We start from the raw sequence: 10,233 nt of genomic DNA, 5'->3' as shown, positions 1-10,233 counted from the left end.
AACATTTATCTGAAACCGCAATACGTGTATGATACAGAACTTAGTGTGAATTATAGCATATTCGACTTCAAGTTGGATTATCAGTATATCAAGGATTACATCCATCCGACTGTCGTTGCAGTATCCGGCAAACCTGGAACGGTAACTTGGATGTCAACCAACGCCAAGGATTTCCAGCAACTAGGAGCGCAATGTGTTGTTTCACCTGTTTTTGGTTGTTGGCGACCTACTTTGACGGTGGGTGTTTATAAACCTTATTTCACGCTATCATATAATGGAGAGCAATTAGATTACAATCATCCATACGGTCTCTTCGCTTTCCAAAATGTAGTGGCACTAAGGAACGATTGGCTTTTTCGATGTGATTTCTTTTGGAACATTAAGGGACATCATGGCATCTACGAGCAAAACGGCTATTCGTCATTCAATATGATGGTGCAGAAACAGTTACTTAAAAAGAAATTGACGATAACATTGAAAGCAGATGACTTGTTTGATAGCTCGAAGTTGAACGATGTAAAGAGGGTTAATTTTGTGGTGCAGAACAGAAAGGTGAATAACTTCAATCGCTGCATCATAGCTTCCATTAGTTACAACTTCAATAGTTTCAAAGATAAATACAACGGAAGCGGTTCTGCTGAGGATGAGATTAATCGTTTTTAGAAAAGTATTGGTTTTCAAATCAACCTCTAAAATGCAATACCCAAATTCTGTGTGATGAATATCTCAGGATTTATTAACCGAGATATTCATCCACAGAATCTCATGACATTTTCAATGACAAGACTTGGTTTCCTACGTCCCGATGTTCATGCGAGGATGTTTTTTATGAGGTATTCTGCATCGTAGACAAAATGATGTTTTCGCATACCGATACGGAGAGCCGCCTGGCCTTTGTGGAAGGAATAGGGCAATATGAGAAAAACTATGTTGACGAGGATGAGTATGCTACAGCTCAGGACGAGCGGCAGAGAATCGTATTTGTCATCCTGTATATGGCAGCTGTGATACTTCAGATGATGCCTTTGGAGTCGAAAGTGTTTCAATTTTGCTCAATGATTATGGGGCAATGGAGAGGCTACGTAACTCAGGAGTTTTCTCAGCGGTGCCTCGGAGCAGTCGTGAAGAACCGGGATGTGGTTGAACAGCTGGCAGCCAATATCGGTTATTATGGCGAGGATGGTTTCTTCGTTTCATCTCAGATTAATGAACTGATGCGCCAGAACAATGATGAAGATTATCTGCACGGATTCGAGCCTGAACAGAAGAAGACATTGGAATTGGAAGTGACAGACGATGAGCATCAGGAAAACGGCGGGCAGGAATAAACGGAAGAAGATAATGAGAAGGAATGGGGCGACTTGAGCCAGGAAGAAAGAGTAAAGCGGGCCTTGCAGAAGATGATAGACGAGAAGGCTATTCCTTTGAAGAAAGACTATGCCCTGATTATGGTGGCGCTCTCTGATATCAAAGATTTTGAAGGCAAATTTGATAATGGCGCATCTTTCTGCAAGTACCTTACAGAGCAGCTGAAATTGCCTTCCGACCTGACCAATGCCAGTGTCATCTCCAAGCGTTTCTCCAAGATGCGTGGCGAATTTCCCAACTGGAGTTTTGATGATGTAAGTGATCCTAATGCCCGGCAGAAACTCATCAATATCGCTAACCGTTTTGTCGCCATCTACCGTAAGGGGCAGTAGGAAGCGGGGAAATGATTGCTTCTTGTGAGTGTTGGCAAGTTTTAGATAGAATGTTAAAAACGTTAAATAGAGCAAGTTTTAGGCATATTCTACGTTTAATATCAGAATAGGTTTAATAGACAAATTAGGATATGAAGTATTTAGTAAAAAAATCAGTCTTACTACTGTTGGTAGTCTTGGCTTTTTGTGCGTGTGACAACAGCAATGACAATGGTGAAGTTATTCAGCCAAATCCACAGTCATCGAAAACTGTCGTCAATTATACTGGCGAAGTAGAGTTTGTGGTGGATGCGCCACAAATTCGTGAGGATATAGAGCAGGATTTGAAGGCAAACCCTCCTTTTGGAGGAAGCAAAAAATATCAGTTTATCATAAAAAAACACTCGACGCTTCCTGCTACATATATGCTATATGCGGTGAATCCTGAGGACGATAAGTCTGCTGACGGATATATACTGGACATCGCTGGTAAAGTGGAGAGTAAGGACAATTATAGATTGTTCTCTGCCGCTTCTGTAAATGCTTGGTATAAGATGGATATTGTGCCTGTCGACACAAAGGATGGCAAGCCTGTTTCAACATACGATGTGTTTATGCATGAAAATATTCCTGTTTCTTTGGTTGATAGCAAGATGTATTTCTGCGAAGACCTTACGGAGAAATATCGCCAGAAGTTCCCTAATGAAGACATTCATGCCGTGGTTCGCCGTTTGGTTCTTTCTTATGTCAGTAGGGGTGATAATATAAATGAATAGAAACATATCTGAACAGAAGATTTTATGTAAAAAAGTCCTAATTTCTATGTTTCTCTTCTTGCAAATTATGGGATATTAAGAAAAATATCGTATCTTTGTCCCCGAATAGAGGCGTTCTTTGCATATTGCAAAATACAGAAACGAGCAGAAGTCCGCTCGTTTCCATATTGTTACCTATATAATATAGGCAAACGCCCAACTTCTTGATTTTCAATCAAAGTCCAATTTAGAGCGAGTTATTTTTTTTAACAATTCAAGATGGTTTGAACCCCTTGGCTTATCCAAACGAAATAAGCATCAAAAAATCCGAAACAGATAACTTGGTAAGCTTCTGTTTCGGATTTTTTCTTTATTCTTCCTTAATCTTCCAATCGCTGATAGTGCGCTGGGTGCTGTCAAAACTGATACCGATTTTTATCAGTCGCTTGCCCTCTGTATGATATGGCAGCATATAGCCTTTTTCGTCTATTTGTGCCAAAGCCTCATCAGCACTCTTATCTACCTTCAGTTCGAAGACGTAGATTGTATCTGGCATGTGCATCACGGCATCAGCCCTGCCGATGGCACTCTTCACCTCTGTGCGGATATAGATGTTGAGGAAACTGAACATCAGATAGAAGATAGTCTGATAATGCTTCTCGCTGTGATTCTCCAAATCATATGGTATCGTAGCCATATAGGTGCGCATGTGCTCCAGTGCCGCCTCGATGTCATTTCTATAAACCGCCTTGCAGAATCCCAAGAGGAAGGCATTGTTGTCAGAACGGCGAGGGTTCACATAATGAGGAATCAATGAGTTGAGCAGTCCGTCGCGTACCTCCTTGTTTGGGATGCCCAGCGTATATTCCTGAAACATCGGTTCATATTTCTTGATGGTCAGATAGCCGCTCTGGTAAAGCAATGGCAAGGCTTCTGTCATTTCCTCTGTTGATTGGTCGAAGGAACTCAATACTGTCTCTTGACTCTCTAAAGTAGAAAGATTGACATGATACTTATCCAAGAGTTTCAAGAGGAAGGATGGAGTGCCGGAACCAAACCAGTAAGGAGCAATCTTGCCTGCATTCATTGCCTTTACAAGACTGAACGGATTGAAAATATCTTCTGATTTCTCGCTGAAATGATAACCGTCGTAGAATTGCGTCAGCTCTTTCAGACACTCCTCATACGTCATGTTCAGTGCCTCGCCCATAGCCTCAATATCTGGTTTCATCTGCGTGGTAAGCTCGGTTTTGCTGATGCCGCAGATGGCTGAGTACTGGTCGAACAGACTGATATTGTCGAGGTTGTTGAGTTCGCTGAAGATGCTGAGCTGCGAGAACTTGGTGATGCCCGTGATGAAGGTGAACTCCAGGTAAGGATCGAGTTTTTTCAGAGGAATGTAGAAGTTCTGCATAATGCGGCGGAGCGGTTGCAGGTTTTCCTTTTCATGTACCACATCCAGCAATGGGGCATCGTATTCGTCGATGATGACAACAGCCTTTTCGCCCGTCTGCTCATAAGCACGCTTTACGATACCATCCAACCTTTCGTTAGGGTAAATTTCCCCTTCTCCTTTACCATAAAGTTTCTCGTAAGGCAAAAGCTGCAGATTCAGATAATTGTTCAAGCCATCTGCATCAAAATGTTTGGCACCGCTCATATCGAAGTGGAGCACAGGATGCTTCACCCATTCCTTCTCGTATTCAGCAATAGCCAATCCCTCGAACAGTTCCTTTCTTCCCTCGAAATAGGCCTGAAGGGTAGATGCAAAGAGCGATTTTCCGAATCGTCTTGGACGGCTCAGAAAGATATACTTCATACCTTTTTCTCTGAAATCCACGATGTATTTGGTCTTATCTACATAGAGATAACCTTTCTCGCGAATTTCTTCAAAAGTCTGAATTCCTACAGGATATTTATTTACTATTTTTGCCATAATCCTACATGCTTTACGTTTTGCGCTGCTAAGTTACAAAGAAAATCCGAATTAACCAAGCATAATGGTTAAAAATAAAATGCTTTGTAAAATAAGGCGTTCTGAATCCCCCGAAACATGTAAAATAAGGCACTCTGATGAGTTAAAAACATGTAAAATAAGGCTTTCCTCATTATTTTTTCTTACCTTTGTTCGCCCCGAAAAAACAACGGGATTGGGTTGTGAAAAGGGGGAAAGAGAAAATAGAGATAAATTTAAATATAAGAAATGAACAAATTAAAAGCTTTATTGGGTTTCGACCCAAAGACTACTACGGTCAAGACGGAGTTGATAGCTGGTATGACTACCTTCCTGACCATGTGTTACATCCTGGCAGTGAACCCTACCATTCTCGCCACTACGGGTATGGACAAGGGAGCTCTCTTTACTGCCACAGCCATCGCTTCAGCCATCGCCACCTTCCTGCTGGCTTTCATGGCAAAGTTGCCTTTCGCCCAGGCTCCTAGTATGGGACTGAATGCCTTCTTCGCCTTCACCCTTTGTCAGGCTATGGGCTTGACCTGGCAGCAGGCTTTGGCGGTGTTGCTCGTAGAGGGTATCATCTTCCTAGCCATCACCTTCCTCAATATCCGTGACAAGATATTGGAGTGTATTCCGAAGAATCTCCGATTCGCCATTTCTGCCGGTATCGGTATGTTTATCGCTTTTATCGGTTTGAAGAATGCGGGCATCATTACTGCCAATGCGGATACTTTCGTGCAACTCGGCAAGTTTACACCAGTCAGCATCCTGGGTCTCATCAGCATCCTGCTCTGCGGCTGTCTGATGGCGAGAAGAGTGAAGGGCTCTTTGTTTATCGCCATCATCATCTCTACATTGATAGGTATTCCGATGGGCGTAACCCAGTTCTCTGACAACTGGATGCCGGTATCTACCCCTCACAGCATCGCTCCTATCTTCTGCCAGTTCGATTTCACCGGCTTCTTTACTCCTAAGATGTTCATGGTGGTATTCTCGCTGTTGCTTGTCAACATTTTCGATACCATCGGAACGGTTCTGGGATTGGTTTCCAAGTTGGGTATCAAGGAGAATGAGAAGGGCGAGATTCCGGGTGTGAAGGAGGCGATGATGAGTGATGCCATCGGTACTACAGCCGGTGCATTGCTGGGTAGCTCTACCATTACCACTTATGTGGAGAGTGCTTCGGGCGTTGCTGAGGGCGGTAAGTCGGGCTTGACATCTTTCTTTGTGGGTTTGATGTTTATCCTGAGCATCTTCCTGGCTCCAATCTTCCTCCTGATTCCGAGCGCTGCTACCAGTGGTGCCCTGGTAATGGTGGGTGTATTGATGATTGATTCGTTCAAGAAGATTGAGTTGGAGGATATCTCCGAGTCTTTCCCTGCCTTTATCACGATGATTACGATGGTACTCTGCTACAGTATTGCCGATGGCATCTGCCTTGGTATTCTGAGCTATGTATTGATCAAGATGATGGTGGGCAAGTTCAAGGATCTGAATCCTACGCTGTATATCCTGAGCATCTTCCTGCTCTTCAATTATGTTTTCGGTTAATTAAACGACATATTTTTCAAAATTATTTTGATTGGTGATATTTAGAGAAAATATTCTTGTTTAAATAGAGGAGTTTCGGAAAAAAATGGTATCTTTGCAGCGGCTAGAAGTTGGAAAAGTGGCAGAAAATACCCCAAAAAGGGTTGGAAAAGCTCCTTTTCTAGTCTAAAATAGGTTGGAAAAGTTCCGTAAAGCCTATAAATTATGGTAAGAAAAAGTAATATAGATATGCTTAACAGGAAGATATACAATTATTTACGCAATTTCTTCGAAATGGAGAAAAAAGCTCTTCTCGTTTCAGGTGCTCGCCAGGTAGGTAAAACCTTCGCTATCCGGAAGGTTGGAAAGGAATGCTTTGCGGATGTAGTGGAGTTCAATTTTCTCAATAATCCTAAGTATAGAGAGGCTTTTAAGTCTCCTTCTGATGCTAAGGAAATCCTCTTGCGCCTTTCTGCCTTGGCAGAGAAGAAACTTATTCCAGGCACAACTCTGGTATTCTTTGATGAGGTGCAGGAATGTCCAGAGATGGTTACTGCCATCAAATTCCTGGTAGAAGAGGGTAGCTATCGCTATGTAATGAGTGGCTCGTTGTTAGGGGTAGAGTTGAAGGATATCCGTAGTGTACCTGTTGGTTATATGGCAGAAAAAGAGATGTTTCCTCTCGATTTTGAGGAATTTGCTGAGGCTGTAGGGATGAGTACTGGAGTAATGGCTCATGTCAAGGAGTGCTATGAGCAATGCAAGGTGGTGGATGAGGTTGTGCATAATAAGCTGAATGATCTCATTCATCTTTATCTTATTGTAGGAGGAATGCCTGAGGCTGTCCAAAAGTATATTAATACGAATAATTTACAGATAGTGCGTGAGGCACAACGAGAAATCATGCACCTCTACGGAAAGGATATAGCCAAGTATGACCCGAAGAACAAGCTGTATATCAAAGATATATTCGACTTGATACCTTCAGAACTGAATGCCAAGAACAAGCGTTTTATTTTGAAGGCATTAAATGAGAAGGCAAAATTTGAGCGTTATAGAAATTCTTTTTTATGGCTAGCCGATGCTGGTGTGGCGCTCCCTACTTATAATGTAGAAGAACCTCGCTTGCCTTTAAAACTTGGTGAACAGCGCAATTTATTTAAGTTGTTCATGAACGATGTGGGGTTGTTGGCAAGCCAGTATGCTGTCAATATAGCAATCGATTTACTTACGGGTACAACAGAAATCAACAATGGAGCCATTTATGAGAATTTTGCAGCGCAAGAATTACGTGCTCACGGTTATAATCTTTATTATTTCAATAATAAGAAGCAGGGGGAACTGGACTTTGTTATAGAAGACAGAGGTAAGGTCTTGCCGATAGAAATCAAGTCAGGCAAGGATTATAAACGTCATAATGCACTCTCTAATGTGATGAACAATGAGGAGTACGCTATTCCTCGTGCCATAGTTTTCTCTAATGGCAATGTGCAGGTTGTAGACAAGATTCTCTATTACCCTATCTATATGTTGATGTATCTTCAACCCGAAATGATAAAGAAACCTATATTCAGATTTGAGCCAATATAGGCTTTTATTATTTTTTTGCCAATAGATAAAAAACGAGGCGGCAAACTGCATCACGCAGGTTGCCGCCTTCTCTTTTCTAACTAACTTTCTTATCAACTATTCAAAATGTTATTACCTATATATGGATCCCAGGGCATCCTGCCCTGGATGTAGTCTGTTATTTCAAACGGATGATATTCAGCGAGCTGGCTGGAATCTCTACCGTTGCACCGTTCTTCTCTGTAGTTACGTAGTTTTCTACAGGATAGATATTGGTAGGATTGTCGATGGTGTTCTCCTCTAGACCATTCTTGGCAGAAAGACGGATGAGCTTGCCATTCTTGATTTCCTTGCCCTGAAGATTAATCTTCGCTGTGGTGTGCTCGGTGCTGGTGTTGGCAATCTTCAGGATTACCTCGCCCGTCTGTTCATCAAGTGTTGCTGTAGAGAAAATGCCAGGAAGGGTGTTTGCCTTCAACTTGGTAGAGAATATTTCCTTGCCATCCAACTTGGCGAAGATGCTGTCGCCTACTACTTTCAGCTCGATGTCATACCACTTGCCGGTCTCGATGCTGCCTGGGGTAGTAGCTATCTGACTCTTGGCACCATTCACGATAGACTCCACTCCGTGCTGGGTGTTGTTCCATCCACCGAGGTTCAACCAGCAGTAGTTGTTCTTATCCACGTAGTTGAAGATGATGAGGAAACCTTCGTTTCCGGCATCCTTCTTCGCGCGTACCTTATATATATAGCCGTTGCTGGTAATCTCGCCTGGGTTCAGACGGATGCAGCTTTCCTCGTTGCTGGTCTGCTTGATGAGGCTACCCTCAGTCTTCCACTGTCCACGGATATCGGTAGGCAACTCCTGCAAGGTCATCGGCAGCGCCTTTCCGTTCTCATCGCTGTAGCCCTTGTCCTCGAAAGAAACCTGAGTGCCCCATGTTCCCATACCTACACGGCAGATAGCTGGCTTCACCTGAGTCTGCTCATATTTGTATGGATTCTCCTGGTTCACCTTCAGTACACGGGTACCGATGTTGTTTGCCATCACGTTCTGAACGTAGTAAGATGGAGTTCCGAATACCTTGTCTGATGTATACTGAATCATATCCGGTGCCCACATACGGTTGTTGAGGTTGGCGAAGATAGGAGCGTAGGATGCCATGGTCACGATGTCAGAGTTGTTCTCGATGCCCATCATATAGACAGCCTCACCGAGTGCTGCATCGAGTGAACCCATATTACCGAAGCCCTGGGTTACGGCATATTCACCTACATAAATCTCGCTGCCCTTACGGTCGTAGTTATCATACTTGTTGAAGTTCTCGGCAAACCAGGCAGGATTTCTGTAGTAGTGCTCGTCGAGGAGTTCTACGCTTTCGTTGCTTTCCCACTTAGGATTGTCATCGCCCCAAGCCACCACGTTACCAATGAGGTGCATCTTAGGATATTTCGCCAATACAGCATCCTTGAACTTCTTGAAGCGCTCGTAGTAATGGTCGCTCTGAGCCGCAGGATCCGGCTGGTTGTTCTCATTACCAATTTCCAGATACTCGATATTGTATGGTTCCGGATGACCGTTCTTAGCTCGGAGCGCACCATATTTAGAGGTAACAGGACCGTTGGCATACTCCAGGGCATTCATGCACTCATCAATCCAAGGCTGGATGCTGTCTACAGGAGTCATACCGCCGTGCCACAAACCTACGTTTACAACATAGAGAGGCTTGGCGTTCAGATCCTCGGCAAGCTGAAGATACTCGTCGAATCCCATACCATCGCTGGTACGGTAGCGCCAGTTTACGTTCTTATGGCCCGGACGTTCCTCGATAGGACCGATAGTCTTCTCCCAGTGGAATGCATTCTCAGGAGACTCCTGTCCCTCTACGTAGCAACCGCCAGGGAAGCGGACGAACTTAGGATGGATGTTATAGAGAAGCTGAGCCAAATCAGGGCGCAAGCCATTCTCGCGATTCTTGAAAGTAGGAGGGAAGAGGCTTACCACATCGAGAACGATGGTACCCTTTCCGTTGGCTACGAGTTCGAACTGAGCCTTGGCGTCGTTTCCGTTGGCTGTCAATTCAGCCGTATATTTGGTCCACTTCTTGCCAACCTTGGCATTGAGGGTGGTTTCTGCGTAAACCTTGTCGCCCTTAGCGTTGGTGAGGCGAGCCTTCAATCCGCCTTTGTAGCTGCCTTTCGCCCAGAAAGAGAGTTTATAGGTTCTGCCCTGCACGGCGTTGATTCCCCAGAAACCCTCATTGATGAGAGAGGCTGTAGCTGCAGGCTTAGCTGCGATAGTCAATTGGAGTGCCTTGCCCTGTGCATTGTTGAGCAAACCCTTATTGGTGAGTTGTGCATTGATCTTTGCACCTTCCTGAGCGGCAGTTTTCCAGGTAGGAATATTCTTGTCATCGTCTTCGAAAGAACGGTTGCTGATGAGTTCGGCATAGAGACCGCCATCTGCAGCATGGTTGATATCCTCGAAGAAGATACCATAGAGGTTAGGAGATACCTTGATACCTGGGTTAGAGGCATCTACATTGATGGTAACCTGTGCGTTGGCTGCCAAAGCAGAGGCCAACACTGCTGAAAGTAAAATCTGTCTTTTCTTATTCATTTCTTATTCTTAGGTTTGTTTGTTTACTTGTTGGTTGGCATGAAACCAAGCTAAGCCTGAATTCATGCCGCTATTAATACACAGTTGCAAAAGTACACAAAAAACACAAAGAAGAGGTGGACA

At 43.8% G+C, this 10,233-nt stretch carries 8 protein-coding genes; 6 read left to right on the top strand and 2 right to left on the bottom strand.

The features are described from left to right. From NNC77_RS09480 to NNC77_RS09465, 4 genes are all read left to right on the top strand, one after another. Positions 1-663: outer membrane beta-barrel protein (locus tag NNC77_RS09480; RefSeq protein WP_254970520.1), on the top strand; the 663-nt coding region annotated here is incomplete at its 5' end. Positions 664-854: 191 nt separating this feature from the next. Beyond that, a complete protein-coding gene (locus NNC77_RS09475) occupies positions 855-1,328 on the top strand; it encodes a hypothetical protein (RefSeq protein ID WP_254970522.1) in 474 nt (157 codons plus the stop codon). Positions 1,329-1,361: 33 nt separating this feature from the next. Next, entirely contained in the window at positions 1,362-1,700 is a 339-nt protein-coding gene (locus tag NNC77_RS09470) for a hypothetical protein (protein ID WP_254970524.1), read from the top strand. Positions 1,701-1,831: 131 nt separating this feature from the next. Then, positions 1,832-2,455, top strand: coding sequence for a hypothetical protein (locus NNC77_RS09465; RefSeq protein WP_254970526.1), 624 nt, complete (start codon positions 1,832-1,834; stop codon positions 2,453-2,455). Positions 2,456-2,804: 349 nt separating this feature from the next. Here the strand turns inward: NNC77_RS09465 and NNC77_RS09460 are convergent, their stop codons facing one another. Next, the gene (locus NNC77_RS09460) at positions 2,805-4,370 is read right to left on the bottom strand and encodes an ATP-binding protein (RefSeq protein WP_254970527.1); all 1,566 of its coding nucleotides are present in this window, start codon (positions 4,368-4,370) and stop codon (positions 2,805-2,807) included. 267 nt (positions 4,371-4,637) lie between these two features. Between NNC77_RS09460 and NNC77_RS09455 the strand changes: the two genes are divergently transcribed. Continuing rightward, positions 4,638-5,942: an NCS2 family permease gene (locus tag NNC77_RS09455; RefSeq protein WP_117727474.1), complete on the top strand. Its 1,305-nt coding sequence runs from the start codon at positions 4,638-4,640 to the stop codon at positions 5,940-5,942. 204 nt (positions 5,943-6,146) lie between these two features. After that, a complete protein-coding gene (locus NNC77_RS09450; protein ID WP_367398741.1) occupies positions 6,147-7,511 on the top strand; it encodes an ATP-binding protein in 1,365 nt (454 codons plus the stop codon). 157 nt (positions 7,512-7,668) lie between these two features. Here NNC77_RS09450 and NNC77_RS09445 read toward each other — a convergent pair whose 3' ends face one another. Next, complete coding sequence (locus NNC77_RS09445; RefSeq protein ID WP_234564052.1) at positions 7,669-10,110, bottom strand: alpha-L-arabinofuranosidase C-terminal domain-containing protein; 2,442 nt, start codon at positions 10,108-10,110, stop codon at positions 7,669-7,671. Between the last annotated feature and the right edge of the window lie 123 nt (positions 10,111-10,233).

Source organism: Segatella copri, assembly GCF_024330485.1.
Lineage (GTDB): Bacteria > Bacteroidota > Bacteroidia > Bacteroidales > Bacteroidaceae > Prevotella > Prevotella copri_L.
The sequence above is the reverse complement of the archived record's forward strand: the minus strand, read 5'-3'. Positions and strand labels throughout refer to the sequence as shown.

Coding starts and splice junctions, on each gene's coding strand:
- NNC77_RS09475 (WP_254970522.1), top strand. CDS start 855: ATGATGTTTTCGCATACCGATACGGAGAGCCGCCTGGCCTTTGTGGAA.
- NNC77_RS09465 (WP_254970526.1), top strand. CDS start 1,832: ATGAAGTATTTAGTAAAAAAATCAGTCTTACTACTGTTGGTAGTCTTG.
- NNC77_RS09460 (WP_254970527.1), bottom strand. CDS start 4,370: ATGGCAAAAATAGTAAATAAATATCCTGTAGGAATTCAGACTTTTGAA.
- NNC77_RS09455 (WP_117727474.1), top strand. CDS start 4,638: ATGAACAAATTAAAAGCTTTATTGGGTTTCGACCCAAAGACTACTACG.
- NNC77_RS09450 (WP_367398741.1), top strand. CDS start 6,147: ATGGTAAGAAAAAGTAATATAGATATGCTTAACAGGAAGATATACAAT.
- NNC77_RS09445 (WP_234564052.1), bottom strand. CDS start 10,110: ATGAATAAGAAAAGACAGATTTTACTTTCAGCAGTGTTGGCCTCTGCT.